Genomic DNA, 26,334 nt, shown 5'->3' with positions numbered 1-26,334 from the left:
CTCTCCAGAGCGCGGCCGGCGTTCCCGGCCGTCGTCCCGGAAACATAATTCGTATGACGTATGCTGTCAATACGGATGACATATACTGACGCGGTGGGCGCTGACCGAGCAGGTCACCGGAGGAAGATATGACGGCATCGCAGGAATCGCCCGGCAGCGTCCCCGTGCCGCCCGCATGGGTCCGACGACCGGCCAGCCTGGGCAAGGCGGTGACAGCGGAGCTCGTGGAGCGCATCGTCCGCGGCGTGCACCCGCCCGGCACACCCCTTCCCCCCGAACCCGTGCTGTGCGAGACCTTCTCGGTGAGCCGGACCGTCGTCCGTGAGGCCGTGAAGATCCTCCAGGAGAAGGGGCTCGTCCAGGTCCGGCAGGGCGCGGGGACCATGGTGACCCCGCCCACGATGTGGGACATGCTCGACGAGCTCGTCCTGGCGGCGACCATCGACATGGACGAGAGCCTGGGGATCCTCGACGACCTCGTCGTCACCCGCCGCCTGCTCGAGTCCGACATGGCCTACCTCGCCGCCCGGGTGGCGGGCGAGGAGGCCATCGAGCGGCTGCGCACGCTGGTGGACCGGATGGACGAGCTCGTGGACGACCACGTCACCTACGCCGATCACGACCGCGCCTTCCACGACACGATCATGCAGGCGTCCGGAAACCGCATCGCCCGCGGCGTGGTGCGCGCGCTGGAGAGCCAGGTGATCAACACCGCCCGCTACCTGGGCAAGCCCGAACGCGCCCTGTGCGTGGCGTCCAACCAGGGCCATCGCCGCATCTACGAACGCATCGCCGCCCACGACTCCGATGGCGCCGCCGAAGCGATGTTCACCCACATCACCGAGGCCTGGCTCGTCCGGCGCAGCGCATCCAGCGCCCCCGTGCGCCTGCAACGCTGACGCGCCGTCGCCCTCTCGCCCGGCGTCGGGCCCCGGCCGTCCCGGCCCCGCGCCGCGCTCATCGCCGCCTCCACCGCCGGGGAGCACCGCTTCCCCGGCGCGATCGCCCGCCCGCGCACCGCCGACCAGCGGATGCGGATCGTCCGGCGCGCGGATGCGGATCGTCGGCGCGCGGGTGCCGCCGAAGCGGGCCCGTGCCCGGGCGGCCGTCGTGTGCCGGGCCTCCACGCCCTGCTCACCGCTCCAGGTCGGGCAGCTGGCTGGAGAAGAGGAGGTGGCCCCGCCGGCCGGTGGACGACGACATGCGGCCGTTCGGCTTCGGGGTCGCTGCCGTCGGCCACGACGAGGGGCGGGCGTGGCGACCAGGCCCCCGGCGCATGGCGCGGTGCGCGGTGCGCGGTGCCAACGATCTGGCGCCCGCCCATGGGACGGTCATGATCGGAGCGGCTCGATGTTCAGGGCGCCGGAGCGGAAGGCCGCCACGTCCACCCGGGCGCCGTGGAAGCCCGCGTCCCGTACGGCCGGCGCCAGCCCCGGCAGATCGGCGGCCCGCGACACCAGGCCGGCGTCCAGCTCCACCCGGACCCGGTCGCCGAGATCGCGGACCCGCAGGTCGGTGACCGGCAGGCCGGCCCGGACCAGCAGGTCGCGCACCACCCGCTCGGCCGCCTCGATCCGGTGCAGCCGGGCCGGCGTCACCTCCACGCCGTAGGCCACCCGGCTGGCCAGGCACGGCGCGGCCGGCTTGTCCCAGGTGACCAGGCCCCACGCCTTGCTGGTCCGCCGTACCTCGGCCTTGGTGAGACCGGCGTCCCGCAGTGGTGCGAGCACCCCGCGCTCGTCGGCGGCCCTGATCCCCGGCCGGAACGGGTCCACGGCGTCGTCGGCGTTCGTGCCGGTGGCGGTGTGCGCGAAGCCGTGCTCCGCCGCGACCCGGTTGATCACGTCCAGCACCTCCGACTTGCAGAAGTAGCAGCGGTCACGCCCGTTGGCCCGGTAGCCGGGATCGGCCGTCTCGGCGGTGCGGGGCAGCAGGTGCCGTACGCCGAGAGAGGCCGCGAAGCGCCGGGCCACCTCGAGCTCCTCGGCCGCCAGGCTGTCGGACACCGCCGTCACGGCCAGCACCCGGCCGGTCCCGAGCGCCCGGACCGCCGCCGCCAGCACCAGCGCGGAGTCGGCCCCGCCGGAGAAGGCGACGGCGAGCGAGGACAGGCCCGACAGCCGGTCGAGCAGCACCATGATCTTGTCGTCGGTGGTCAACCTGGACTCTCCTCTGACGGGGGTCGCTCCTGTGCCAGGCGCAGGGCCCTGGCCGCCGTCTCGCGCAGGGACAGGCCGAGGGCGGCCGCGGCGGCGGCCACATCGTCGTGCTCCGGCTTCGCCGAGTGGGGTCCGTGCTTGACGCGCACGCGATGACCTTCCAGCTCCACCTCAGTGGTGTGCCGGCGCAGAGCCGTACGCTCGACCGCGACCTCGCGCACGCCGAGCGCGCCGGTCTCGGCGAAGACCAGCTCGCGCAGGACCGGTACGGCGGGGCGGCGGCACAGCACGTGCAACACGTACGCCGGCCGGCCCTTCTTCATGGTCGCCGCGGTCGCCCAGGCGTCCAGAGCACCCGCGGCCAGGGCCCGGGCGATCGTGTGGCCGAGCACCTCGCCCGTGATGTCGTCCAGGTTGGTCTCCAGCACGACCAGCGGCTCGACACCGGAGTCGCGAGCGGGCTCGGCCAGGGTGACCGCGACGACGTTCGGGCGGTCGGACAGCTTCCTGCTGCCCGCGCCGTAGCCGGTCCCCACGGGGGTCATCGCCGGCGGCGGGTCGTACCGCGCCCGCATGGCCCGCAGCAGCGCCGCCCCCGTGGGCGTCACGGTCTCGCCGCCCAGGTCGCTTCCGGTGACCAGGGCTCCTTCGAGCAGGGCGATGGTCGCGGGCGCCGGGACGGGGAGCACGCCGTGCCGGGTGCTCACCGTGCCGGCGCCGAGGGGGACCGGGGCACAGTGCACCGCCGTCACGCCGAGCAGGTGCAGCGCGGCGGCCACGCCGACGATGTCGACGAGCGCGTCGTGGCCGCCCAGCTCGTGCAGGTGCACCTGGGCGGGGTCGGTGCCGTGGATCCGGCCCTCCGCCTCGGCGATCGCCCGCAGCGCGGCGGTGGCGAGGGAGGCGACCGGCTCCGGCCGGGCGGCCCCGGCCATGGAGATCAGCTCGGCCGCCCGCCGCTCGGTCGCCGTGTCGGTGACCACGACGCGTACCCGGGTCGCCGCCAGCCCGTGGGTGAGCACCCGCGCGGCCGTCAGCTCCCACCCGGTGAGACCGGTCGACGCCACGGCCGCCCGGATCCCGTCCAGCGGCGCGCCCACGTCGATCAGTGCCGCCAGCAGCATGTCGCCGGCCAGCCCCGTGAACGGGTTGAGCCGGCAGATCACCGCTGTCCTCCCGGCTGCGCGGCCTGCGTACCCGCCGGGGTGGTGCGGCGGGTGGTGGCATGGGCGAGGCGATGCGCGGCCATGGCGGCACCGAAGCCGGAGTCGATGTTGACCACGGTGAGGCCGGCCGCGCACGAGGACAACATCGCCAGCAGGGCGGTGACGCCCTCCAGGGCCGCGCCGTACCCGACGGAGGTCGGCACGGCGATCACCGGCGCCGCCACGAGGCCGCCGACGGCGCTGGCCAGCGCGCCCTCCATGCCCGCCACCACGATCACCGCGTCGGCCGCGCGCAGCCGGCCGGTCTCGGCGAGCAGCCGGTGGATGCCCGCCACGCCCACGTCGCGCACGACCGTGACGGCCAGCCCCAGCGCCCGGGCCACGGCCGCCGCCTCGGCCGCCACCGGCCCGTCGGACGTGCCCGCCGTGACCACCACGACCTCGAAGGATCCGGTCCGCGCCGGCCGCCACACCAGCAGCCGCGCCGCGGGTTCGTAGGCTCCTCCCGGCACGGCCGCCAGGACTGCCCCGGCGGTGGCGCTCTCGACCCGCGTGGCCAGCACCGGGCCGGTGTTGCCGGCGAGCAGGGCGGACACGATCGCGACGATCTCCTCGGCGGTCTTGCCCGGCCCGTAGACGACCTCGGGTGCCCCCTGGCGGGCCTGCCGGTCCAGGTCGACCCGGGCGAACCCCAGGTCCGCCACCCGTTCGCTCATGCCGGGCCGCCGGCCAGGTAGGGGATGGTCTGCGGACCCTCCGGCAGCACGCACACGCGGGCGCCCGGGCCGGCGGCGGCCAGCGCCTCGGCCACCGTGGCGGTGATGTCGCCGGTCCGTTCGAGGTGGGCGGCCGCCAGGTCGGCGTCGCTGAGGTAGGAGGTGTGCACGACCACCCGCGCGCCCGCCTGGATACGCGCCTGGATCTGCACCTGCCACTGGTCGGGGACGGTCACCGGCCGGGCGGCGATCGCGTCGAGCAGTGCCTGCGGGGAGGGCTCCGAGGCCAGCACCTCGCGGTAGGAGCCGTGGTCGGGGAAGCCGTCGCGGCACTCGGCCGCGCAGACGATCACGCCGCCCGGCCGCACCACCTGGAACGCCGCCGCCATGCCCTTGACCGACTGGTAGAGGTTCTGGTCGAGGGGGTAGCCGGAGTTGGTGGTGACCACCACGTCGAAGGGTGCCTCGACCCGGCGCATGGCGACCCGGCGGGCGGTGGCGGTGGCCTCGGCGTGCATGGGCAGGATGTCGCCGCCGAAGGCCGCCACGATGTCCTTGTCCCGGTTCAGGATCACGTCGAGGGCGAAGGTGACCCCGGTGCCCTCGGCGATGGCCCGTACGTCGTCGTGCACGGGATTGCCCTCGATCACCCCCCAGGTGGCCCGGGGATCGCCGATCCGGGTGGCGTCGTGCAGGGTGAGCACGGTCTCCAGCGCGGCCAGGCCGGGGGCGACCAGCTTGGGGCCGCCGGAGAAGCCGGCGAAGAAGTGCGGCTCCACGAACCCGGTGGTGATCCGCACGTCCGCCTGGACCCAGGCGGTGTTCAGCCAGACCGGCACGTCTTTCCCGAAGCGGCCGAGATAGGTGAGCGAGCCGGGGTCGCGGGCGTCGTGGTTGACGATCCGTACGGAGTCCACGATCGCGTCGCCGAACATCGCGCGCAGCTCGGGCTCCGTGTTGCCGCGATGGGTGCCGGTCGCGACGAGGATGGTCACGTCGTCGAGGTCGACGATGCCGTCGAGCTCGGCGAGGATCGCCGGGATCATCAGGTGCCGCGGCTGGGGGCGGGTGCCGTCGCAGGCCGAGATGGCGACGGTCTGGCCGGGCCGTACCCGCTCGCGCAGGGGCGGGCCCGACACCGGTTCGCGCAGGGCGGTCCGCAGCGCGCCGGCCTGGTCGCGGGCGGCAGCGTGGTGGACGGGGGTGACCACCGTGGTGGCCTCGTCGGGCAGCTCGACCGTCAGGCCGCTCTCCCCGTAGGCCAGGCGGACCTTCATCGTGTCTCCTCCTCGCCGAGCTGGGAGCCCTCGAAGTTCACACCCTGGTCACGGGAGTCCTCGACGTCCCCGAGCACCGAGCGCAGCCAGGTCTCGGTCGTGCCGATGTGCATGAGCGCCGCGGCCTGGGCGAGCGTCGCGTCGCCGGCGGCCAGGGCGTGGTAGATCGCCTCGTGCTCGGCGACGGTCTTGTGCGAGCTGCCGGCCTCCACCGTGCCGCGCCACACCCGCATCCGCAGCGTGCGGCCGGAGATTCCGTCGAGCAGGGTGGACAGCGTCTCGTTGCCGGTCGCCCGCACGACGGCGCGGTGGAAGGCGGCGTCGTGGTGGTTCAGCTTCTCCACGTCGTCGCAGGCGGCGCGCATCGCGTTCAGGTGCTCGCCGATCTCGTCGAGTTGCTCGGCGGAGATCCGGGACGCGGCGAGGGCGGTCGCCGCGGGCTCGAGCATCCGCCGTACCTGGACGATCTCCAGCAGGGTGTCGTCGCGCAGGAGCTCGACGGCCAGTCCCAGCCCTTCGAGCAACAGCCGCGGCTCCAGGCTGGTCACGAAGGTGCCGTCGCCCCGCCGTACGTCCAGGACCCGGGCCACGACCAGCGCCTTGACCGCCTCGCGCAGCGGGTTGCGGGAGACGCCGAGCTGGGCGGCGAGCTGGTGCTCCGGCGGCAGCCGCGCCCCCGGTGGCAGCTCGCCCGACTGGATGAGGGCCCGGATACGGGAGATCGCCTCGTCGGTCAGGGACATGCGGGCGACCTCCGGGCACGGGGTCGCTCGATCGGGACGCGCGTCACGCTGGGAAACATAACAGACATCCTATGTTCGAGGAAGATTGGTGCTTGCGTGGAGGTAGACATGGGTTGTCTGCTCATCACAGCGGCCTCCGCTGGGGCAGTCGATGCGCGATTTTGCCGGTATTACCGGGGAGGTCTAGACACGCCGCCCTCGCGAGGATTACAAAGACATCCCATGTCGGTGTGGTGAAGACGACTTCACTTCCCCGAAACATCCCATGGAGGGACACCTTCGTGCGTCAACATCACCAAGGGCGGCCGTCGTGGCCGAGCTGATCACCGCCATCGAGGCCCACGACATCCGTTTCCCCACCTCACGGGACCTCGACGGCTCCGACGCCATGAACCCCGAGCCCGACTACTCGGCCGCGTACGTGATCGTGCGGACCGGCGACGGGCAGGAAGGGCACGGGCTCGCCTTCACCGTCGGGCGCGGCAACGAGATCGCCGTGGCCGCCGTGGAGTCGCTGGCGCCGCTGGTCACCGGGCGGCCGGTGGCCGAGGTGCTCGGCGATCTGGGCGGGGTGTCCCGCCGGCTCACCGGCGACAGCCAGCTGCGCTGGCTCGGCCCGGAGAAGGGCGTCATCCACATGGCGGCCGGAGCCGTGCTCAACGCCCTGTGGGACCTTCGCGCGCGCAGGGCGGGCAAGCCGCTGTGGCGGCTGCTGTCGGAGCTGTCGCCGGAGGAGATCGTCGACGTCGTCGACTTCCGCTACCTGGAGGACGCGCTCACCCGGGAGGAGGCGCTGGCCATCCTGCGCGGCGCCGAGCCGGGCCGGGCCGAGCGCCGCGCACGCCTGCTGGCCGAGGGCTACCCCGCCTACACCACCACTCCGGGCTGGCTCGGCTACACCGACGACAAGCTGGCCCGGCTGGCGGAGGAGGCGGTCGCCGACGGGTTCCGCCAGATCAAGCTGAAAGTCGGCGCCGACCTGGCCGAGGATATCCGGCGCCTGCGGCTGGCCCGCGAGACGGTCGGCCCCGATGTGCGCATCGCCGTGGACGCCAACCAGGCGTGGAACGTCGGGCAAGCGATCGAGTGGCTGGCCCCGCTCGCCGAGTTCGACCTGTACTGGATCGAGGAGCCCACCTCGCCCGACGACGTGCTCGGCCACGCCGCCATCCGCAAGCAGGTGGCGCCCATCAAGGTCGCCACCGGCGAGCACACCCACAACCGGGTGATGTTCAAGCAGCTCCTGCAGGCGGGCGCGATCGACATCCTGCAGCTCGACGCCGCCAGAGTCGCCGGCGTCAACGAGAACATCGCCATCCTCCTGCTGGCCGCCAAGTTCGGGGTGCCGGTGTGCCCGCACGCGGGCGGCGTCGGCCTGTGCGAGATGGTCCAGCACCTGTCGATGTTCGACTACGTGGCCGTCAGCGGCACCACCGAGGACCGCGTCATCGAGTACATCGACCATCTGCACGACCACTTCACCGACCCGGTCGTGATCCGGGACGGCCGATACCTCGCCCCCGCACGTCCGGGCGGTGGCGCCGAGATGCATCCGGCATCCCGCGCCGAGTACGCCTACCCGCACGGCCCCCAATGGGCCGCCGACGCGGCGGGTGCGATGTGACGCGCACCCCGGCCGCCACCCAGCACAGGGAAGGAAGACTCATGAGAAGAGGACTCGCCTTAGGGACGGCCGTCGCCCTGTCGGCCGGCCTGGCCACCGCCTGCGGGGGCGGCGGAGGCGGCGGCACGGCCGCCTCAGGGGGCGGCAAGCCGGTCGTCGGGGTCGACTATCCCCGCTCCGACACCGACTTCTGGAACTCCTTCATCAAGTACGTCCCCCAGTTCGGCGCCGAGAACGGCCTGGAGCTGAAGACCTCCAACTCGCAGAACGACATCTCCAAGCTCACCGCCAACGTGCAGAGCTTCATCAGCCAGGGCGTCAAGGGCGTCGTGCTGGCCCCGCAGGACACCGCCGCCGTGGCCCCCACCCTCCAGCAGCTCAACACCAAGAAGATCCCCGTCGTCATGGTCGACACCCGCCCCGAGCAGGGCGACGCCTACATGGTGGTACGCGCCGACAACCGCGCCTACGGCGAGAAGGCGTGCAAGTTCCTCGGCGAGAAGCTGTCCGGCAAGGGCAAGGTCGTGATGCTCCAGGGCGACCTGGCCTCCATCAACGGCCGCGACCGGACCGAGGCGTTCAACACCTGCATGAAGGCGAGCTACCCCGGCATCACGGTGTTCGGCGAGGCCACCAACTGGGACGGCGCGGTCGCCTCGCAGAAGCTGCAGACCCAGCTCACCGCCAATCCCGACATCAAGGGCGTCTACATGCAGTCGAGCTTCGCCCTGTCGGGCACCCTCCAGGTGCTGCAGCAGCGCGGCCTCCTGGTTCCGCCGGACGATCCCAAGCACGTCTTCGTCATCTCCAACGACGGCATCCCCCAGGAGCTCAAGGAGATCGCCGCCGGCAACATCGACGCCACCGTCTCCCAGCCGGCCGACCAGTACGCCAAGTACGCGCTGCAGTACACCAAGGCCGCCATCGACGGCAAGACGTTCAAGCCGGGCCCGACCGACCACGACAGCACCATCATCCAGGTGCGCCCCGGGCTGATGGAGGACCAGCTCTCCGCGCCCCTGGTCACCGCCGACGGCGCCACCTACGCGGGCGTGGCGAGCGTCAAGCCGGGCGACTCCTCGCTGTGGGGCAACAACCTTGGCGGATGACCAGGCGGTGACACCCCTCGTCGAGGCGGTGGGTGTCACCAAGAGATACGGGGAGACCGTCGCGCTGGACCGTGCCGGGATCCGCGTCATGCCCGGCCGGACCCACGCGCTCGTCGGCCGCAACGGGGCCGGGAAGTCCACCCTGGTGTCGATCCTCACCGGGCTCCAGGCGCCCGACGAGGGCGAGGTGCGCTTCGGCGGCGAGCCCGCCCCGCGCCTGGCCGACCGCGATGCCTGGCGGCAGCGGGTGGCCTGCGTCTACCAGAAGTCCACGATCATCCCCGAGCTGACCGTGGCGGAGAACCTCTACCTGCACCGCCACGACCTGAACCGGCTCGGGCTGGTCCGCTGGGCGGCCCTGCGGCGCAAGGCGGCCGAGTTGCTGGCCACCTGGTCGGTGGACGTCGACGTGCGCCTGCCGGCCGGCGAACTGGACGTCGAGCAGCGGCAGTTCGTGGAGATCGCCCGTGCGCTGTCGTTCGGCGCCCGGTTCATCATCCTCGACGAGCCGACCGCCCAGCTCGACGCGGCCGCCATCGCCCGGCTGTTCACCCGTATCCGCACCCTGCAGGAGCAGGGGGTGACCTTCCTGTTCATCAGCCACCACCTGCAGGAGATCTACGAGATCTGCGACACGGTCACGGTCTTCCGCGACGCCCGGCACATCCTGACCACCACGGTGGCCGATCTGCCGCACGCGGAGCTGGTGGCGGCGATGGCGGGAGAGGCCGCCGGCCTGGCGGAGGCGTCCTCCCGGACGGCCGTGCCCGGCGGCGCCGATGTGGTGCTCGGCGTGCGCGGCCTGACGTACGGCGACGCCTACCGGGAGATCGACTTCGAGATCCGGTCCGGCGAGATCGTCGGCCTGGCCGGCGCAGCCGGCAGCGGCAGAACCGAGCTGGCCGAGACCGTCGTCGGGTTGCGCGCGGCCGACTCGGGCTCGATCGAGGTCGCCGGGCGCGCGCCCCGTCCCGGCAGCGTGCCCGACGCGCTCGCCGCAGGTGTCGGCTTCGTCCCCCGCGATCGGCACCACCAGGGGTTCGTCCCGATGATGTCGATCGCCGACAACGCCACCATGACCGTCCCCGACCAGCTCGGCGGGGCCGGCCTGATCAGCAACCGGCGGCGCGACCGGCTGGCCAGGACCCTGATCGCCAACCTGGCGATCAAGACCCCCGGTCCCGGCCTGCCCGTGATGGGCCTGTCCGGCGGCAACCAGCAGAAGGTCGTCATGGCCAGGGCGCTGGCCTCCGACCCCCGGCTGCTCGTGCTGATCACCCCCACCGCCGGGGTGGACGTCAAGTCCAAGGAGTTCCTGCTCGGCAAGGTCGAGGAAACGGCTACCAGGGGAACCGGCGTGCTGATCGCCTCCGACGAACTCGACGACCTGCGGCTGTGCGACCGGCTGCTGGTGATGTTCCAGGGCCGTGTCGTCGCCGAGCTGGCCGCCGGATGGCACGACCACGACGTGGTGGCGGCCATGGAAGGAGTCCGGCTCGATGCCTGAGAGAACTCTCACGCCCGCCACCGAGAACGCCGCCCCCGAGCGGGAACGCCCACGGATCCGGCTGGCCCGCCTGCGCGACTTCGCCCTGATCCCCGCGATCATCGCGATCGCCGTCGTCGGCCAGATCGTCAACCCGATCTTCCTGCAGGGTGACAACCTGATCAACATCCTGCAGACCATGTCGGAGATCTCCCTGCTGGTCCTGGCTCAGACCATCGTGCTGGTCGCCGGCAAGATGGATCTGTCACTGGAGTCGACGTTCGGTCTCGCGCCGGGCGTGGCGGCGTGGCTGACCGTGGCCGCCGGTTCGGGCGCCGGGCTCGGCCTGCTGCCGGGGGCCTGGTCGATCCCCGTCACCCTGGCCGTCGGCGTGCTCATCGGCGCGATCAACGCGCTGCTGATCGTACGGTTCGGGCTCAACGGCTTCATCGTCACCCTCGGCATGCTCATCGTGCTGCGCGGCCTGCTCACCGGCATCTCCGGCGGCCAGACCTTCTTCAACCTGTCGGCGTCGATGCTCTATCTCGGCTCGGCCCTGTGGCTCGGCGTGCCCGCCTCGATCTGGCTCTGCCTGCTGCTGTTCGCCGCCGGAATCGTGCTGCTCGGCTTCACCAAGTACGGCCGCGCCCTGTACGCCATCGGCGGCAACGTGGACGCGGCCAAGGCCGCCGGCATCCGTACCGACCGGGTGTTGTGGACCGCCCTGGTGGGCGCCGGCGTGCTGGCCGCGCTCGGCGGCCTGCTGATGTCGGGGCACCTCGCCTCCGTGGCGGCCGCGCAGGGTGACGGCGCCATCTTCACCGTGTTCGCCGCGGCCGTCATCGGCGGCGTCGGCCTCAACGGCGGCAAGGGCACGGTGTTCGGCGCGTTCACCGGCATCCTCCTCCTCTACATGATCCAGAACGTCCTCACCCTGGCCGGCGTGCCCGCCCAGTGGATCCAGGCCCTCAACGGCGCGATCATCATCGTCGCCCTCGTCCTGTCGCGCCTCACCGGAGGCAAGGTCCAGGAATAGCCCGCCGCGCCGTCCCCGAGCACCGCACCCCCTGACGATTGGGAACAGCCATGCCCGAACACCACCTGACACGAAGGCAGCTGATGAGGATCGGCACAGCCGGGGCCGGCGCGCTCCTGCTGCCGATGCGATGGACGGCGGTCGCCCGAGCCGCTTCGACGCCGCCCCCCGAGGTGCGCGCGGCCAACGACCTGGCGCTCTGGTACGACGAGGCCGCCGGCACGGACTGGCTGCGGGCGCTCCCGATCGGCAACGGCCGCCTGGGCGCCATGGTGTTCGGCAACGTCGACACCGAGCGGTTGCAGCTCAACGAGGACACCGTCTGGGCGGGCGGACCGTACGACCAGAGCAACCCGAAGGGTGCGCAGGCGCTGCCGGAGATCCGGCGGCTGGTCTTCGAGAACCAGTGGACGCAGGCCCAGGACCTGATCAACCAGACGATGCTCGGCAAACCCGCAGGCCAGCTGGCCTACCAGCCCGTCGGCAATCTCCGGCTCGGCTTCGGCGGCGCCACTGGGGCGTCGGAGTACAACCGCCAGCTGGATCTCACCACCGCCACGACCTCCGTGACCTACGTCCTGAACGGCGTGCGGTACCGGCGCGAGGTGTTCGCGAGCGCGCCGGACCAGGTGATCGCCGTCCGCCTGACCGCCGACCGGCCCGGCTCGATCACGTTCTCCGCGACGTTCGACAGCCCGCAGCGGACGACCCGCTCCAGCCCGGACGCGACCACCGTGGCACTCGACGGCGTCTCGGGCGACATGGAAGGAGTGGCCGGCTCGGTGCGGTTCCTGGCGCTGGCCCGGGCCGTCGCCGACGGCGGCAGCGTCACCAGCTCCGGCGGCACTCTGCAGGTGTCCGGCGCCGACAGCGTGACGCTGCTGGTCTCCATCGGCTCCAGCTACGTGAACTACCAGGACGTCGGCGGCGACTACCAGGGCATCGCGCGGAAGCACCTCGACGCCGCACTCGAGCGGCCCTACGACAAGCTGCGCGACCGGCACGTGGCCGACTACCAGCGGCTGTTCGGCCGCACGACGCTCGACCTCGGCCGTACCGCGGCGGCCGACCAGCCGACCGACGTCCGCATCGCCCAGCACGCGAACACCGACGACCCGCAGTTCGCCGCGCTGCTGTTCCAGTTCGGCCGATACCTGCTGATCTCCTCCTCACGGCCCGGCACCCAGCCGGCCAACCTGCAGGGCATCTGGAACGACCAGATGCGCCCGCCGTGGGACTCGAAGTACACCATCAACGCCAACCTGCCGATGAACTACTGGCCCGCCGACTCGACGAACCTGTCCGAGTGCTACGCGCCGGTGTTCGACATGATCAAGGACCTCACCGTGACCGGCGCCCGCACCGCCGAGGCGCAGTACGGGGCGGGCGGCTGGGTCACCCACCACAACACGGACGCTTGGCGGGCCACCTCTGTCGTCGACGGCGCGTTCTGGGGCATGTGGCAGACCGGCGGCGCCTGGCTGGCCGGCTTGATCTGGGACCACTACCTGTTCACCGGCGACGCCGCTTTCCTGCGCGCGAACTACCCGGCCATGAAGGGCGCCGCCCAGTTCTTCCTCGACACCCTGGTGCCGGAGCCGGAACTCGGCTGGCTGGTCACGAACCCGTCCAACTCGCCCGAGCTCAGCCACCACCCGGATGCCAGCGTGGCCGCCGGCCCCACCATGGACATGCAGATCCTGCGCGACCTGTTCGACGGCTGCGCCGGGGCGAGCAAGGTGCTCGGCGTGGACGCGGACTTCCGGGCCGAGGTCGAGGCCGCCCGCGCGCGGCTGGCGCCGATGAAGATCGGCTCCCGCGGCAACATCCAGGAATGGCTCCACGACTGGGTGGAGACCGAGCGCACCCACCGGCACGTCTCACACCTGTACGGCCTGCATCCCAGCAACCAGATCACCAGGCGCGACACGCCCGAGCTGTTCGAGGCCGCGCGCCGGACGCTGGAGTTGCGCGGCGACGACGGGACGGGCTGGTCGCTGGCCTGGAAGATCAACTACTGGGCCAGGCTGGAGGAGGGTACGCGGGCGCACGACCTGGTCCGCGCCCTCGTCTCACCGGCCCGGCTCGCGCCGAACATGTTCGATCTGCACCCTCCGTTCCAGATCGACGGCAACTTCGGCGCCACGTCCGGCATCGCCGAGATGCTGCTGCACAGCCACAACAGTGAGCTGCACCTGCTGCCGGCCCTGCCGGCGGCCTGGCCGAAGGGACGGGTGAAGGGCCTTCGGGGCCGTGGCGGTCACACCGTCGGCGCGGCGTGGAGCGAGGGGCAGGCCGACGAGTTCCTGATCACGCCCGATCGCGACGGCACCGTGAGGGTCCGCGCCGAGATGTTCACCGGGCGCTACAAGGTGGTCGACGCCACGCGCGGCGGCCGGGCCCGCACCAGGAAGGTCGGCCCCGACCTGATCGAGCTCACCGGGAAGGCCGGCCACACCTACCGCGCGTACAGCTTGCAGAAGGTCCGGCTCGGCGCACCGGCCGAACTGATTCCGGGTCAGGAGGCCCAGGTCACCGTCACCGTCCGGGCGATCGACATGCCGCTGGCCCCATCGGCCACGGTGTCCGTCGAGGCTCCGGAGGGATGGAGCGTCACGCCCGCCCAGGTCGTGCTGGGGCCCCTGAGGCCCGGCTCGGAACGCACCGCCGAGTTCAAGGTCACCCCTGGCGCGGACGAGCCCCTGGGCACCGCGGTCCTGACCGGCAAGGCGGCCGGCCGTGACTGGACCACGTCGGTGAAGGCAACGGTCCGGACCTCCGCCGGGAACCTGGACGGTGCCGGCACCCCCACCCAGGCGCCGGCCGATTCCGGGGTGACCCCTGGCCTGGCCGTCAGCCCGGGCGGGGTGGACCTCACGTAGCCCGAGCTCGAACCGGAGCAGGTCCGCCGGGCCCGTTCCCTGCGCTGGAGCCGATCTCCACCGCAGGGAACGGGCCCGGACGCGAAGGGCCGGCATGTGTCGCTAGGCAGCGGGGGAGCAGGCCGTGCCGTTGAGGGCGAACTGCGCGGGTGCCGTGTTCGTCCCGCTGTAGGTGGCCTGGAAGCCGAAGGTGACGGCGGCTCCGGCGGCGACGGTGGCGTTGTAGGGGGCGTTGCGCGCGGTCACCTGGGCGCCTTGCTGGGTGGCGGTGGCGTTCCAGGCGTTGGTGATCCGCTGGTTGCCCGGCCAGGCCCAGGCCAGCGTCCAGCCGTTGACGTCGGCCGGGCCGGTGTTGGCGATGGTGACGGCGGCGGTGAACCCGTTGTTCCAGGTGCTGGGTGTGTAGGTGACCCGGCAGGCGCCGGTCGGGGGAGTGGGGGTGCTGGTGGGGCCGCTGTCGGTGAGGCCGAAGAACTGGATGGCGGCCGCGGCCATGCCGCTCGACGGGAGGCTGTGCCCGGCACCCTGGATGCCGTACGCCTCGACCTTCACCGTCCCGGTGGAGTCGGCGTAGCGGCGGCGGTTCCAGTTGGCCTGCGGTGTGTCGGTGCTGGTGGGCGTCTGGCTGAGGCCGAAGACGTTGGTCCACTGGTCGATCTGCTGCTGCAACGTGGCGTAGTAGACGAGGGTGTCGTTCGTGCCGTGCCAGAGCTGCACGCGCGGCCGCGCGCCGGTGTACCCCGGGTAGGCGGCGCGCACCAGGTCCCCCCACTGCTGCGGCGTCCTGCTGACGCGTCCGGAGGCGCAGTCGCTGGCGCCCGGTGAGGGGATGTAGTCGGCCTCGTTCGCGAAGCAACTGTGCGGCACGCCCATGAACACGGCGCCGGCCTTGAAGACGTCCGGGTAGTTGCCGAGCATGATGTTGGTCTCCATGCCGCCGGCCGAAGTGCCGGTGACGAACACGCGGCCGGCGTCGCCGCCGAAGCGCTCCAGCGTGTACGTGATCATGGACATGAGCGAGACCGGGTCGCTTCCGCCGCCGCGCACGTGCGACTCGGCCGACCAGGAGTCGAAGCAGTTGCCCTTCTTGGAGGCCGACGGGTAGACGACGACGAAGCCGTACCGGTCGGCGAGGGAGGCGAACTCCGAGCCGGAGTAGAGTCCGGGTCCGGAACCGCCGCAGCCGTGCATGGCCAGCACGATCGCGGGTCGTGCGGGGCGGTTGTCCGGCGCGTACACGTGCATGCGGAGATTGCCCGGGTTGGCGCCGAACCCGGTCACCTCGGTCAAGGTGGCCGCGGCGGCCTGGTGGGGGAGTGCCGCGGTCAAGGCGGCGCACAACACCGCGGTGCAGACACCGGCCACCCACGCGGTCAGTCGTTTCATTCGCCCTCCTCTGCTCGGTGCCTGAGGTGCGGCGGCGTCGGCACGCGGCCGCATCGACGTTGGTTGCTGGACCATAGGAGCGCCCCGATCGGCCGTCAACGTCCGGCCTTCGCGGGGTCACGGCGAGGAGATCGCGCGAAAGCGCATTTCCGCTGCGTATCAAGCAACTTGTTATCAAGTAGCTTGATATAGGCGGCGGGAAACTTTCATCGCTGCGGGCGAGCGATATCGTCTCCCCGTGACCGACCGCGAGATCTCCCCGGCCGCCTCGCCCGACTCCCCGGCGCCGCGGGTGAGCTATCTGGTGTTCCGGCTGGAGCGCTACATCCGAGGCCGCCTGGACGAGGCCCTCGCCCGGCACGGCGTCACGACCACCGAGTACATGGCGCTGAGCGAGCTGCGACTGCGCGACGGGCCGTCCTCGGCGGATCTGGCCCGCATCGCCTTCGTCACCCCGCAGGCGATGAGCCTTGTCATCCGCGACCTCGAACGACGCGGTCTGATCCGTCGAGACCCGCAGCCCGGCGCCGGCCGTGTGCTGCGTGCCCGCCTCACCCGTGAGGGCCTGTCCACCTTGCGGCGCTGCGACCGCTCCGTCGACGAGATCGAGGCGCTCATGTTCGCCGAGGTCGACGACACCGCGCGCAAGACGCTGGCGGAGAGCCTTTCGGCGTGCGCGCGCAGCCTGCACCCCTGATCCGCCGGGGAACGGCGCTGGTCGTCGTACCTCGCGCACGACTTCGGTGCCAGGACCCGCGATACCGTGGCGCGGTCATGCCGACTGACGCAACGACATCACCGCCCAGGGTGCCAGCTCGACATCGAGGTCCAGCACGCCGTCGTCGGGCACGGTCAGCGTGAACCTGAGGAGAGAGTCGGCGACCTCGCTCAGGTGGGCGCTCTCGGCCCGGGACGGGTTGAGCGGCGACCCGAGCCGGTACCAGGCCTCGGCGACGTTCCCGTGCTCCCAGTCCAGGACCTCGACCAGGAACGTGGTGCCGGGCTCCAGGCCGCCGATCGAGTGGTGGATCCTCCGGCTCGGCCCCACCTCCGCCAGCGCGCGTGTCGCCGGGTACGCGTTCTCGGAGGCGAGACCCCTCATGGCCATGTCGTCGGGGTAGTTGAAGAACACCGCGGACACGGCCGACGTCCGGCTGTCACGGGTCACCACCCCGTCGGACGTCGCGAGGAGCAGCCGGTCGCCGAGCCGCTCCAGCATCGCGAACGCGTGGAACGTGGGCTTGTGGATGCCCGCCTCGTTCACCAGCCCGAACCCGCCGTGGAACGGTCCGATGCCGGCGCCGCCCTCCTCGAACACGTCGGTGAAGGTCCAGTAGGCGATCGAGTCGGCGAGGGTGGCGCACTTGAGGTACGACCGTGTGATGTACGTCGCCGCGAACAGCGTGTCGTGGATGAAGTCGCGGGCCGACGGCGACGTCGACCACTCGGTGATGTGGATCTCCGCATCGGGATACGCGCTGTTCCGCACGAGCTCGCGAAGGAGGGTCAGGTCGTCGAACGTCGCGTCGGCGTACCGGGTGATCTGCACCGCCTCGCCGTCGGCGCCGAACGCGAAGTCGGTGGGGTACAGGTGGGTCGAGATGAAGTCGATCGGGAGCCCGCGCTCCGCGCACCAGGTGAGGAACTCCTCGATCCACACCGGGCGCCAGTCGAGCGCGTCCACGTCGGCCGCGGCGGCCGTCTCGCGCATCGCGGAGCGGTCCTCGACCTCGCCCTTGTAGCGGTCGTCGGGCACGAAGACGCTCGTCGCGGGCCCGCCCACCTTCAACGCGGGATCGATCTCCTTGATCGCTCGCACGGTCTGCTCGTAGAGCTCGAAGTACTCGGTTCTCGTGCCGGTCCAGAAGTGGGGGACCAGGTTCGGTTCGTTCCACACCTCGAAGCGCCACTCCCGCACCACGGCGAGGCCGTACCGGTCGATCCAGTGCTCGACCGACCTCGTGACCAGCTCGACCCAGCGCGCCATGTCCTTGGGCGGGCTGCAGTGAGCGCCCCACCAGAACACCGTCTCGGTCTCCGTCGCCAGCTCGCGCGGCATGAAGCCCAGCTCGACGAAGGGACGGACACCGCTGTCCACAAGGAAGTCGAACACCTTGTCCACATAGCTGAAGGTGTACACGGGCGCGGCAAGGGGCGCGTTCGGCCCGAAACCGCCGCCGTAACTCTCCCTGTACACGAACATGTCGTCATGAAAGACGCCGTGAAAGCGGATGTACTGGATTCCCGATGCGGCGACGACCTCGGCGAACTGCTGCCGCCAGTCCGCGCGCAGCGCCTCGTTCGCCCGTCCGGCGCCGACGCACCTGCTCCAGACATGCGGGAGCGCACTCTCGTCGCACCGCTTGCCGTCGATCCGGAACCGGGCTCCGGGCACACTGTCGCTCGTCATGCTCTCACTTCTCCGCACAGAATCGTTGACGGGTGGGGAATGGCCGGCGGCAGTCGCGCGCCGGCATGTCGCCGCTAGCCCTTGACGGCGCCCAGCGACAAGCCTGACTGCCAGTAGCGCTGCAGGCTGAGGAACGCGATGATCAACGGGACGATCGTCAGCAGCGCGGACGTGATCACGAGATTCTGGATGAGGGCGCCGTTCCCGGCCGTCGAGCCCAGCTTGTTCCACTGGTTGATGCCGACGGTCAGCGGATACCAGTCGGGGTCCTTGAGCATGATCAACGGCAGGAAATAGTTGTTCCAGATCGATACGAACGAGAAGAGCAGGACCGTCACGCTTGCCGGCGTGAGCAGCGGGAGCGCGATCTGGAGAAACGTCCTGAACTCCCCGGCGCCGTCGATCTTGGCGGCCTCGAGCAGGCCGGTCGGCACGGCTTCGGCCGTGAACACCCACATCAGGTACAGCCCGAAGGGGTTGATGAAGGACGGGATGAGGATCGCCCAGGGGGTGTCGGTCATGCCGAGCTGCGCGAACAGCAGGAACTGCGGGATCGCCAGGGCGATGCCGGGGACCGAGATCGACCCCAGGACGACGAGGAGGAACACCCGCTTGCCGGTGAAGTCGAGTTTCGCCAGGGCGTACCCGCCGAGAGCGGCCAGGAAGGTCGACACGGTCGCGCCCACGACCACGTAGAGAACGGTGTTGAGCAGCCACCGGGAGAAGATCCCGTCCTGATAGCTGAACACCTGCACGATGTTGTCCCACAGGGCGAACTCGCGACCGGGTGCGAGCCCGAACGACGACACGAAATCGGCCTGCGACTTGGTCGCGTTGATGACCAGCCATACGAGCGGCAGCAGGCAGTACAGGGTGAACAGGCCCGTCATCACGGTGAGAGTGGTGCTCTTCCTGGGATTGGCCACCGTGTGGAGCCGGCCCCCGCGGCCGGAGGACTTCCCGGCCTCGGCCGGCCGGCTAGTGGTCCGACGCATTGCGCAACCCCCTGATCTGAACGGCGTAGGCGACGGCGATCGTGATCGCTGCCATGACGAGTGCGAGTGCTGCCGCGTAGCCCTGCTGGGACCCGGTGAACGCCAGGTTGTAGGCGTACAGGTTGGGCGTGTAGAAGGTGGTGACGCCGCTGTTGGCCACCATCGAGGGCAGGATCTGCGGCTCGTTGAACATCTGGAACGTGCCGATGATCGAGAAGATGACCGTGACGACCAGCGATCCGCGCAGGGCCGGCAGCTTGATCGCGCGGACGACCTGGAACTCGTTCGCGCCGTCGATCGCGGCCGCCTCGTACAGCTCGCGCGGGACGGCCTTGAGCGAGGCGTAGAAGATGAGCATGTTGAAGCCGGTGAACGCCCACGTCACCATCACCCCGATGGAGATGAGCGTGGTGCCGGGGGAGAAGGGGTCGAAGTCCGTGCCCAGGGCCTCGTTGAGGCTGCCGAACAGGCCGTACTTGATGCCCAGCAAGAATCCCCACATGAGCGTCGACACGATCGCCGGCACCGCGTAGGGCAGGAAGATCGTCACCCGCAGGAACTTGGTGCCGTGCAGGCGCATGGAGTCCAGCGCGAGCGCCAGCGCCATGGCGAGGATCAGCATGATCGGCACCTGGACGAGCGTGAACCAGAAGACTCGTCCCACCCCGTCCCAGAACTGCGGGTCCCGGAACAGCTTGCCGTAGTTGGCGAATCCGACGAACGTGTTGCCCCCGACCAGCTTGTCCTGGAAGAAGCTGAGGTAGGCGGCGTACCCGATGGGCACGATGAACACGAGCGCGAACAGCGCCGCGAACGGCGCGATGAACGCCAGTCCGATCTGTGGCCTGCGCCGCTTGCGCGTCGGCGCCGGATGCCCTGCCGCCTGCGGCGGTGCCATGGCCGAAGCGGTGACGTCGAGGTGACGTGCCTGGTCCATGTCTGTTCCTTCCGATCCATTGCGTTGCCCGGCTCGCTTCCGCACCGGTGGTGATGCGGCGGGGGCCGTCGCCGCAGGAGGAACGGCCCCCGCCCGGATGAGGAGCCGCTAGCTCACCTCGAAGCCCTGCTCGTTGCCGTACTGGATGCAGCGCTGCCGCCACTGTTCGAGGATCTCGGCGAGCGAGCCCTTGCCCGTGGTGTAGAACGGCGAGGCGAGGTCGCCGTAGATCGAGCGCGCCCATTCGAAGAACGGCGGGTACTGCCAGCCGCTGCCGACGATCTCCGAGGCCTCGGCCAGCACGGCGCCGACCTTCTGATCGCCGAAGTACTTGTTGGCCTTGCTCTGGAACGCCTCGTTCTCCAGCACCGACATGTTCGGCACGAAGGCGCCCGCCTCGACGCGGGACGAGAGACCGCCGCCGTGCGTGAAGTACTCGAGGAACTTGAAAGCCGCTTCCTTGTGCTCGGCCGCGGCCGGGATGCCGAAGGAGCTTCCGCCGTTGGCCGCCCCGACCTTGGCTCCCTGCTGCCACTGTGGCATCAGGGCCACCCTGAAGTCTCCGCCGGCCTGCGGCGCGCGCTCGGGCAGCGTCGAGGTCAGCCAGCCTCCCATGGTCTGGGTGGCGAGGGTCCCGTCGTTGAGGGCGCGGTTCCAGTCGTCGGACCACCCCGTGATCTTGGTGTTGATCAGGCCCTCGTCGAGCATCTTCTGCCAGAAGGCCACGGCCTTGGTCGTGCCCGCGTCGGTGAAGTCGATGTGCACCTTGTTGCCGTCCACCTTGAACGGGCGACCGCCGGCCTGCCAGATGAGCGAGAGCAGGAAGAAGATGTCTCCCGTGTCCTGGGCGATGTAGTAGTCGTCGCCGAGCGCGCGGACCTTTCTGGCGGCCTCGTAGTACTCGTCCCACGTGGCCGGGGGCTCGTCGATGCCGGCCTTCTTGAGCGTGGCGTCGTTGTAGAACATCGCGGACGGCCCGTAGTCGGACGGCAGGGCGTAGACCTTGCCGTTGACCGTCACATCGCTCCACGCGGCCGGGACGTAGTCCTGCCTGAGCTTCTCGGCGCCGAGCTCCCCGAGATCGGCGAGCTTGCCAGGAACGGCGAAGTAGGGCACGGCGAAGTACTCGAACATCACGAGGTCAGGGACGCCGGAACCGGCCTGGATGGCGTTGTCGAGCGCCTTGTACTCGTCCTGGGACGAGCCCGCGTTGACCACCTCGACCTTGATGTTCGGGTTCGCGGCCTGGAATCCGGGGACGGCCCGCTCGACGGTGCCGTCCCAGCTCCAGACCGTGAGCTTCACCTGTCCGGTACCGCCGCCGGTGCCGGATGCACTGCCGCCGCCCGAGCATGCGGTCAGCGCGAGCATCGGCACGAGCACCGCGGAAAGGAGCCTGACCTTCTGGGAGAGCCGCATGGGCCTCTCCTCTCGTCCTGAGCTGGTTACGAAAATATTTCGCAACTTGTTCGTTGTTGCGAGGACATTAGGTGCCGCGTTCGTTCCGTGTCAACGGGTGAACACCTGGCGGCAACCCGGGGAACAGGGTTCGTGGTAGGTTCGAAACAATTTCGTAGCGCCTGGAGAGGAGCCCTGATGCGACGGCAAGGTCGTTCCGAGCGAGCCACCTTGGCGGATGTCGCCCGGCTGGCCGGTGTCTCGCCGACGACCGCATCGAAGGTCCTCAACGGGCGCAGCGATGTGGGGGCGAAGACGCGCGAGCTGGTCCTCGGAGTCATGGCCGAGATCGGCTACAAGCCGACGGCGGCGCGATACGAGCAGACACGGGATCGCACCCTGGTCACCGTGCTCGACATCGTCGAGTCCCGCTATGCCGGGACGGTGCTGCAGGGGATCCTCGTGGCCGCGACCTCGGCGCAGGCCGAGCTCCTCCTTCGCCTGCCGCCCGACGAACCGGTCAGCACGAGCCGCACGGCGGCCCGTGCCTGGCTGGAGGAGGAGAAGGCGTCCGGCGTGGTCGGCATCATCGCGCTCGCCGTCGCCGTGCCCGACCCGCTGCTCCTCGCCGCGGAGGACGTCGAGATGCCCGTCGTGACCATCGACCCGATCGACACGACCGAGTCACGCCTCGTCAGCATCGGCTCCACCAACTGGGCGGGCGGCCGCTCGGCGACCGAGCACGTCATCAGGTTCGGCCACCGCCGGATCGCCTGGATCGGCGGGCCGCTGGGCTCCGCCCCCTCGCTGGAACGCTTCCACGGCTACCAGGCCGCGCTCGACTCGGCCGGCATCGCGCCGGACCGCGCGCTGGTCCGCCACGAGGCGTTCTCCGTCGAGGCGGGGCAGCGCCACGGCCATGACCTCCTCTCGCTCGGCGAGCGGCCGACCGCGATCGTCGCGGGCAACGACGAGATCGCCGTCGGGGTCCTCGCGGCGGCCAAGGAGCTGGGCATCTCCGTCCCCGGCGAGCTGTCGGTCACCGGGTTCGACGACACGCCGCAGACCCAGTGGACGACGCCCCGGCTCACGTCCGTCCGGCAGCCTCTCGTCGGCATGGGCAGGATGGCCGTCGAGACCGTCCTCGGCATGGCGGACGGCGTGCAGCCCGCCTCCCGGCACCTCCAGCTCGCGACGACCCTGAGCGTCCGCGACTCGACGGGTCCCGCGCCGTCGTCCTGAGCACCCAGCAGCTCGATCGCCCTGCGAACCCGCAGCCCAGCAGTGGTGCACGCCGTTCCGGCGCCGCACGGGCACCGCACCGCCGGCGGCCCGGCTCCGGTTCGCGCAATCCGGTCACTGTTCTACCGGATGTACGGGCCGACCGAAAAGGTCTTGTTTCTGCATTCGTGATCGCTTACCTTTGCGCTGCAAACGTAACCGATAACGATTGCAACGTGTGAGGACGGCATGGCCAATGGCGGCGCGCCGGTGACGATGAGTGATGTCGCGCGATTAGCGGGTGTCTCGACCGCGACCGTGTCGCGGGTGGTCAACGGGCGTTACGGCGTCAGTGCGAGCACCATCGAGCAGGTCCGTTCGGCCATCGAGCAGCTCGGTTACGAGTCGAGTCTGGTGGCGACGAGCCTGCGGCGCAGCCGCACCGACGTTCTGGGCCTGGTCACCCACAGTTTCCAGTCCTATACGGCTGAGGTGCTCAAGGGGGTGATGGACGCGCTGAGCCAGTCGGGCTTCGACCTGATCATCTACGCCAACAGCGATCTCTACGGGACCTATTCCGAGGGCTGGGAGCAGCGGCATCTGGCCCGCCTGGCGGGCACGCTCACGGACGGGTGCATCGTGGTCACCCCCTCGGGCGAGGTGCGGAGCGGCACGCCGGTCGTGATCATCGATCCGGCGAGGGGCTCGACGGTGCCGTCGGTGACGGCGGACAACCTCACGGGTGCCACCACAGTGGTCGAGCACCTGCTCGGCCTGGGACATCGGCGCATCGGATTCATCGCGGGCCGGTCCAGCCTGGCGGCCGCATGGTCGCGCGAGGAGGGTTACTGGAAGGCGCTGGCCGAAGCCGGTGTTCCCGCCGATCCGGAGTTGATCGCACGAGGGGACTTCAATCCCGAGTCCGCGGCACCGCTCGCGCGTGCGCTGCTGGACAGGGCGGACCGACCGACAGCGATCTTCGCGGCGAGCGACGGAATGGCCCTGAAGACGCTGGAGGTCGCGAAGGACCTGGGGCTCGACGTCCCCGGCGACCTGTCGGTGGTCGGCTTCGACAACATTCCGGAGTCAGCGCTGGCCGAGCCGGGGCTGACCACGGTGGACCAGTCGATGTACTGGCTCGGATACGAGGCCGCGCGCATGCTGAAGTCGCTGGTGCGCGGCAATTGGGAGGGCCCGAGCCAGATCGTGCTCCCGACCCGCTTGGTGGTGCGCGGCTCCACCGCGGCACCGAGAACTCCCTGAGACCAGGACGCCACCCACGGGTACGGCGTCTCGACGCACCTGACGTTCGCGGCAACGAACATCAGGTGGGCACGCGAACCCATGACGGAAGGAGGTGCGGATACCAAACCCACAACAGATCCACCGCTGAATCAGGCCTGCCACTCGGGCATCAAACCGTGGTCAGGCCATTAAGGGAGTTTTGCATGCCTTCATTACTTTATCATGGCAGCTCACGCCCCCAGGGCGTGTGGCGACTCTCGGCGGCGGTCGCCGCCGGAGTCATGCTGATCGCGGCAATGTTGCTCGCGCCGCGGCCGGCGGCGGCGGACACGCCGTGGCTGACCGTCTCCGAGGACGGCTACGCGTCGTTCAGCGTCCCGGTGAGCTACATCGAGGCCAATGCGGGCCAGGTGTCGCAGGTCGTCATCGAGGGGAACTTCGGCCCTTCTTCCACCTGGGCGGAGTTCGGGCTGACCCGCCGGGGCGACGTCTACTCGGGCGTCCTCGGCCCGCTCAAGGCGGGGCTGTACTACTACCAGGTCACGGGCGATGAGACCAAGGGTCTCAAGGACCCGACGAACGGCACCGGCGTGGCGTCCAAGCCTCTCTGGAGCACCTTCTTCGTGCCGGGCGAGCCGGCGCGCCTGCTGGCGGACGCGCCTCAGGGGCAGGGCGGCAAGGTCGAGACCCTGACCTACCCGACCAGGAACGAGGAGCGGTCGGCTCAGGTCTGGACGCCACCCGGCTACCCGGCCAAGGGCCCCAAGGCATACCCGGTGCTGTTCCTGCAGCCCGGCGACGGCGGGAGTGCCACCGACTGGCTCGACCTCGGCCGGGCCAAGCAGATCCTCGACAATCTGTCGCTCCGGAAGGCCATGGAGCCGATGGTGGTCGTGATCAGCGACGGTGACGGGACGAACGACGATCTTCGGAAGGCGGTCGCGGGCCGCTACCGCGTCCATCACGACCCGGCGTACCAGGCCATCGCCGGTGTGGCCGAGGGTGGGACGCGGGCGGTGCGGGCCGCTTTGACCCGGCCGGGTCAGTTCGCCTACGCCGGCTCGTTCTCGGGTCTCCAGGCGGACGGCGTCGGCCGTGCGGCCGCGAACGCGATCAACCGCCAGGTCAAGCTGCTGCGTCTGTACACGGGGAACGTGACGGATCCCGCCTACAACGCGACCTACCGCCTGACGAAGGCGCTGGACCGCGCCCGGATCGCGTACGAGTTCGACGGCGTCAACCCCGACGCGGGGGCGAACTGGAACGCCTGGCAGGAGAACCTGATCGATTTCGTGCCGAGGCTATTCCGCAGGGTGTCGGATCACGGTCCGAGCGCCGGTCACGGGCGGCTGAAGGGCGAGTTCACCCCGCCGGCGCCCGGCACCACCCCGACGCCGTTCGTGACCGAGGACGGCTTCGTCACCTTCGAGACCACGACGGACTTCCAGAACGCTCAGCACGTCAAGGTGTGGGCGAACTGGGCCCCCAACGGGAGTTGGCTGCGCATCCCGCTGACTCGTGCGGGCGACCGGTGGCGGGCGACCGTGGGGCCGCTCGACCCGTGGTTCTACTACTACCGGGTGATGGTGGACCGGGTCGCGGTCAAGGACGCGTCGAACCCGACGAAGGTGACCACCGAGCCGACCTGGAGCACCTTCCTCATCCGTGGCGAGAAGGCGCGCCTGCTCACGGACGTTCCCGCCGGCCAGGGCGGAAAGGTCGAGAGCATGACGTACCGGAGCGCCGTCGCGAACCAGGACCGGACCGCGCTGGTCTGGACCCCGCCCGGATACGACCCGGACCGCGCGCAGCCGTATCCCGTCTTCTACCTCCAGCACGGTGGCGGCCAGAGCTACACGGACTGGGTCGAGATGGGACGCGCCAAACAGATCCTCGACCACCAGTTCCTCGACGGGGACCTGGTGCCGATGGTGGTCGTGATGGGCAACGGCAACGTGCCCGACTTCAACAAGGAACTGCTGGAGAACCTCGCACCGGCGGCCCGGACCCGCTACAACATCTCCAGCGACCCGTCGCAGCAGGCCCTCGCCGGCCTGTCGATGGGAGGCGGGCAGACGTTCGGCGTGCTCAAGGCCTTCCCGGGGCAGTTCGCCTACGTCGGGGCGTTCTCCGCCGGGTTCGGCAGCCCCGCCGGCGTCGACGCGGGGGCGATCAACAGCGGCACGAAGCTGTTGCGCCTGTACGTCGGCGACCAGACGGACTTCGTCTACCCGTCCTTCATGACGTCCCTGACCACCTTGACCAACCTCGGTATCCGCTACGAGTTCGACGGGGTAACCCCCGGGCCGCACGGGTGGGACGTGTGGCAGAAGAACCTCATCGACCTGGCACCACGCCTGTTCAAGCGCTAGGCAGGCCCGTCCGCCCGGCCTTCGCCGCTGGACGCGCGGTTTGTTAGCGCTCACATGAGGATCGGTGCCAAGGACGGAGCGCGGGTCGCGTCACCCGTGCTCCGTCCCGGCCGATCACTCGTTTCGACGGCGACGCATGAACCCTCGTGCGCCGCGATCCCCAAGGGAAAAT

20 protein-coding genes are annotated in these 26,334 nt (G+C 70.4%); 10 read left to right on the top strand and 10 right to left on the bottom strand.

Going from position 1 to position 26,334, the window contains the following annotated elements; translation table 11 throughout:
• Positions 1-128 precede the first annotated feature (128 nt).
• On the top strand, positions 129-899 hold the full coding sequence (locus ACBJ59_RS56000; RefSeq protein WP_375118153.1) for a FadR/GntR family transcriptional regulator: 771 nt from the start codon (positions 129-131) through the stop codon (positions 897-899).
• A 432-nt stretch (positions 900-1,331) separates the two neighbouring features.
• Here ACBJ59_RS56000 and larE read toward each other — a convergent pair whose 3' ends face one another.
• The 5 genes from larE to ACBJ59_RS55975 are packed head-to-tail and all read right to left on the bottom strand — an operon-like array spanning position 1,332 to position 6,061.
• Entirely contained in the window at positions 1,332-2,159 is an 828-nt protein-coding gene (gene larE / locus ACBJ59_RS55995) for an ATP-dependent sacrificial sulfur transferase LarE (RefSeq protein WP_375118152.1), read from the bottom strand.
• Entirely contained in the window at positions 2,156-3,325 is a 1,170-nt protein-coding gene (gene larC, locus ACBJ59_RS55990; protein ID WP_375118151.1) for a nickel pincer cofactor biosynthesis protein LarC, read from the bottom strand. The genes larE and larC overlap by 4 nt, the downstream gene beginning before the upstream one ends.
• Positions 3,322-4,041: a nickel pincer cofactor biosynthesis protein LarB gene (gene larB / locus ACBJ59_RS55985; protein WP_375118150.1), complete on the bottom strand. Its 720-nt coding sequence runs from the start codon at positions 4,039-4,041 to the stop codon at positions 3,322-3,324. Before larB ends, larC begins: the two co-directional genes overlap by 4 nt.
• Positions 4,038-5,318 (bottom strand): nickel-dependent lactate racemase, encoded by a 1,281-nt coding sequence (gene larA, locus ACBJ59_RS55980; RefSeq protein WP_375118149.1) that lies wholly within the window; start codon positions 5,316-5,318, stop codon positions 4,038-4,040. The genes larB and larA overlap by 4 nt, the downstream gene beginning before the upstream one ends.
• Positions 5,315-6,061, bottom strand: coding sequence for a FadR/GntR family transcriptional regulator (locus ACBJ59_RS55975; RefSeq protein ID WP_375118148.1), 747 nt, complete (start codon positions 6,059-6,061; stop codon positions 5,315-5,317). Before ACBJ59_RS55975 ends, larA begins: the two co-directional genes overlap by 4 nt.
• A 310-nt stretch (positions 6,062-6,371) precedes the next feature.
• Between ACBJ59_RS55975 and ACBJ59_RS55970 the strand changes: the two genes are divergently transcribed.
• The 5 genes from ACBJ59_RS55970 to ACBJ59_RS55950 all read left to right on the top strand — a co-directional run bounded on the left by ACBJ59_RS55970 (position 6,372) and on the right by ACBJ59_RS55950 (position 14,198).
• Positions 6,372-7,685, top strand: coding sequence for an L-fuconate dehydratase (locus ACBJ59_RS55970; RefSeq protein ID WP_375118147.1), 1,314 nt, complete (start codon positions 6,372-6,374; stop codon positions 7,683-7,685).
• A gap of 41 nt (positions 7,686-7,726) precedes the next feature.
• The gene (locus ACBJ59_RS55965) at positions 7,727-8,794 is read left to right on the top strand and encodes a sugar ABC transporter substrate-binding protein (protein ID WP_364122832.1); all 1,068 of its coding nucleotides are present in this window, start codon (positions 7,727-7,729) and stop codon (positions 8,792-8,794) included.
• Positions 8,784-10,301, top strand: coding sequence for a sugar ABC transporter ATP-binding protein (locus tag ACBJ59_RS55960; protein ID WP_375118146.1), 1,518 nt, complete (start codon positions 8,784-8,786; stop codon positions 10,299-10,301). Before ACBJ59_RS55965 ends, ACBJ59_RS55960 begins: the two co-directional genes overlap by 11 nt.
• Complete coding sequence (locus tag ACBJ59_RS55955) at positions 10,294-11,316, top strand: ABC transporter permease (protein ID WP_375118145.1); 1,023 nt, start codon at positions 10,294-10,296, stop codon at positions 11,314-11,316. Before ACBJ59_RS55960 ends, ACBJ59_RS55955 begins: the two co-directional genes overlap by 8 nt.
• Positions 11,317-11,399: 83 nt before the next feature.
• Entirely contained in the window at positions 11,400-14,198 is a 2,799-nt protein-coding gene (locus ACBJ59_RS55950) for a glycoside hydrolase N-terminal domain-containing protein (protein ID WP_375118144.1), read from the top strand.
• A gap of 102 nt (positions 14,199-14,300) precedes the next feature.
• On the opposite strand, the gene ACBJ59_RS55945 is transcribed toward ACBJ59_RS55950, so the two are convergent.
• Positions 14,301-15,584 (bottom strand): PHB depolymerase family esterase, encoded by a 1,284-nt coding sequence (locus ACBJ59_RS55945; protein WP_375118143.1) that lies wholly within the window; start codon positions 15,582-15,584, stop codon positions 14,301-14,303.
• A gap of 238 nt (positions 15,585-15,822) precedes the next feature.
• On the opposite strand from ACBJ59_RS55945, the gene ACBJ59_RS55940 reads away from it, so the two are divergent.
• Positions 15,823-16,281: a MarR family winged helix-turn-helix transcriptional regulator gene (locus tag ACBJ59_RS55940; protein WP_375118142.1), complete on the top strand. Its 459-nt coding sequence runs from the start codon at positions 15,823-15,825 to the stop codon at positions 16,279-16,281.
• Positions 16,282-16,356: 75 nt separating this feature from the next.
• Here the strand turns inward: ACBJ59_RS55940 and ACBJ59_RS55935 are convergent, their stop codons facing one another.
• The 4 genes from ACBJ59_RS55935 to ACBJ59_RS55920 form a co-directional block, all read right to left on the bottom strand.
• On the bottom strand, positions 16,357-17,994 hold the full coding sequence (locus ACBJ59_RS55935) for a beta-xylosidase (protein ID WP_375118141.1): 1,638 nt from the start codon (positions 17,992-17,994) through the stop codon (positions 16,357-16,359).
• Positions 17,995-18,068: 74 nt separating this feature from the next.
• Positions 18,069-18,989 (bottom strand): carbohydrate ABC transporter permease, encoded by a 921-nt coding sequence (locus ACBJ59_RS55930; protein WP_375118140.1) that lies wholly within the window; start codon positions 18,987-18,989, stop codon positions 18,069-18,071.
• Complete coding sequence (locus ACBJ59_RS55925) at positions 18,973-19,926, bottom strand: carbohydrate ABC transporter permease (protein WP_375118139.1); 954 nt, start codon at positions 19,924-19,926, stop codon at positions 18,973-18,975. Before ACBJ59_RS55925 ends, ACBJ59_RS55930 begins: the two co-directional genes overlap by 17 nt.
• Positions 19,927-20,034: 108 nt before the next feature.
• A complete protein-coding gene (locus tag ACBJ59_RS55920) occupies positions 20,035-21,345 on the bottom strand; it encodes an ABC transporter substrate-binding protein (RefSeq protein WP_375118138.1) in 1,311 nt (436 codons plus the stop codon).
• Between the two features lie 177 nt (positions 21,346-21,522).
• Between ACBJ59_RS55920 and ACBJ59_RS55915 the strand changes: the two genes are divergently transcribed.
• From ACBJ59_RS55915 to ACBJ59_RS55905, 3 genes are all read left to right on the top strand, one after another.
• Positions 21,523-22,566, top strand: a complete 1,044-nt coding sequence (locus ACBJ59_RS55915; RefSeq protein WP_375118137.1) for a LacI family DNA-binding transcriptional regulator — start codon at positions 21,523-21,525, stop codon at positions 22,564-22,566.
• A 228-nt stretch (positions 22,567-22,794) separates the two neighbouring features.
• Positions 22,795-23,808 carry a LacI family DNA-binding transcriptional regulator gene (locus ACBJ59_RS55910; RefSeq protein WP_375118136.1) on the top strand — a complete coding sequence of 338 codons (1,014 nt, stop codon included), beginning with the start codon at positions 22,795-22,797 and terminating at the stop codon, positions 23,806-23,808.
• A gap of 263 nt (positions 23,809-24,071) precedes the next feature.
• Positions 24,072-26,162: an alpha/beta hydrolase gene (locus ACBJ59_RS55905; protein ID WP_375118135.1), complete on the top strand. Its 2,091-nt coding sequence runs from the start codon at positions 24,072-24,074 to the stop codon at positions 26,160-26,162.
• The last annotated feature ends 172 nt before the right edge of the window (positions 26,163-26,334 follow it).

The organism is Nonomuraea sp. MTCD27, from assembly GCF_041950495.1.
In the GTDB taxonomy this organism is placed as follows: Bacteria; Actinomycetota; Actinomycetes; order Streptosporangiales; family Streptosporangiaceae; genus Nonomuraea.
This window is presented reverse-complemented; position numbering and strand designations above follow the sequence as displayed.

Coding starts and splice junctions, on each gene's coding strand:
- ACBJ59_RS56000 (WP_375118153.1), top strand. CDS start 129: ATGACGGCATCGCAGGAATCGCCCGGCAGCGTCCCCGTGCCGCCCGCA.
- larB (WP_375118150.1), bottom strand. CDS start 4,041: ATGAGCGAACGGGTGGCGGACCTGGGGTTCGCCCGGGTCGACCTGGAC.
- larA (WP_375118149.1), bottom strand. CDS start 5,318: ATGAAGGTCCGCCTGGCCTACGGGGAGAGCGGCCTGACGGTCGAGCTG.
- ACBJ59_RS55975 (WP_375118148.1), bottom strand. CDS start 6,061: ATGTCCCTGACCGACGAGGCGATCTCCCGTATCCGGGCCCTCATCCAG.
- ACBJ59_RS55965 (WP_364122832.1), top strand. CDS start 7,727: ATGAGAAGAGGACTCGCCTTAGGGACGGCCGTCGCCCTGTCGGCCGGC.
- ACBJ59_RS55955 (WP_375118145.1), top strand. CDS start 10,294: ATGCCTGAGAGAACTCTCACGCCCGCCACCGAGAACGCCGCCCCCGAG.
- ACBJ59_RS55950 (WP_375118144.1), top strand. CDS start 11,400: ATGAGGATCGGCACAGCCGGGGCCGGCGCGCTCCTGCTGCCGATGCGA.
- ACBJ59_RS55945 (WP_375118143.1), bottom strand. CDS start 15,584: ATGAAACGACTGACCGCGTGGGTGGCCGGTGTCTGCACCGCGGTGTTG.
- ACBJ59_RS55935 (WP_375118141.1), bottom strand. CDS start 17,994: ATGACGAGCGACAGTGTGCCCGGAGCCCGGTTCCGGATCGACGGCAAG.
- ACBJ59_RS55930 (WP_375118140.1), bottom strand. CDS start 18,989: ATGCGTCGGACCACTAGCCGGCCGGCCGAGGCCGGGAAGTCCTCCGGC.
- ACBJ59_RS55925 (WP_375118139.1), bottom strand. CDS start 19,926: ATGGACCAGGCACGTCACCTCGACGTCACCGCTTCGGCCATGGCACCG.
- ACBJ59_RS55920 (WP_375118138.1), bottom strand. CDS start 21,345: ATGCGGCTCTCCCAGAAGGTCAGGCTCCTTTCCGCGGTGCTCGTGCCG.
- ACBJ59_RS55915 (WP_375118137.1), top strand. CDS start 21,523: ATGCGACGGCAAGGTCGTTCCGAGCGAGCCACCTTGGCGGATGTCGCC.
- ACBJ59_RS55910 (WP_375118136.1), top strand. CDS start 22,795: ATGGCCAATGGCGGCGCGCCGGTGACGATGAGTGATGTCGCGCGATTA.
- ACBJ59_RS55905 (WP_375118135.1), top strand. CDS start 24,072: ATGCTGATCGCGGCAATGTTGCTCGCGCCGCGGCCGGCGGCGGCGGAC.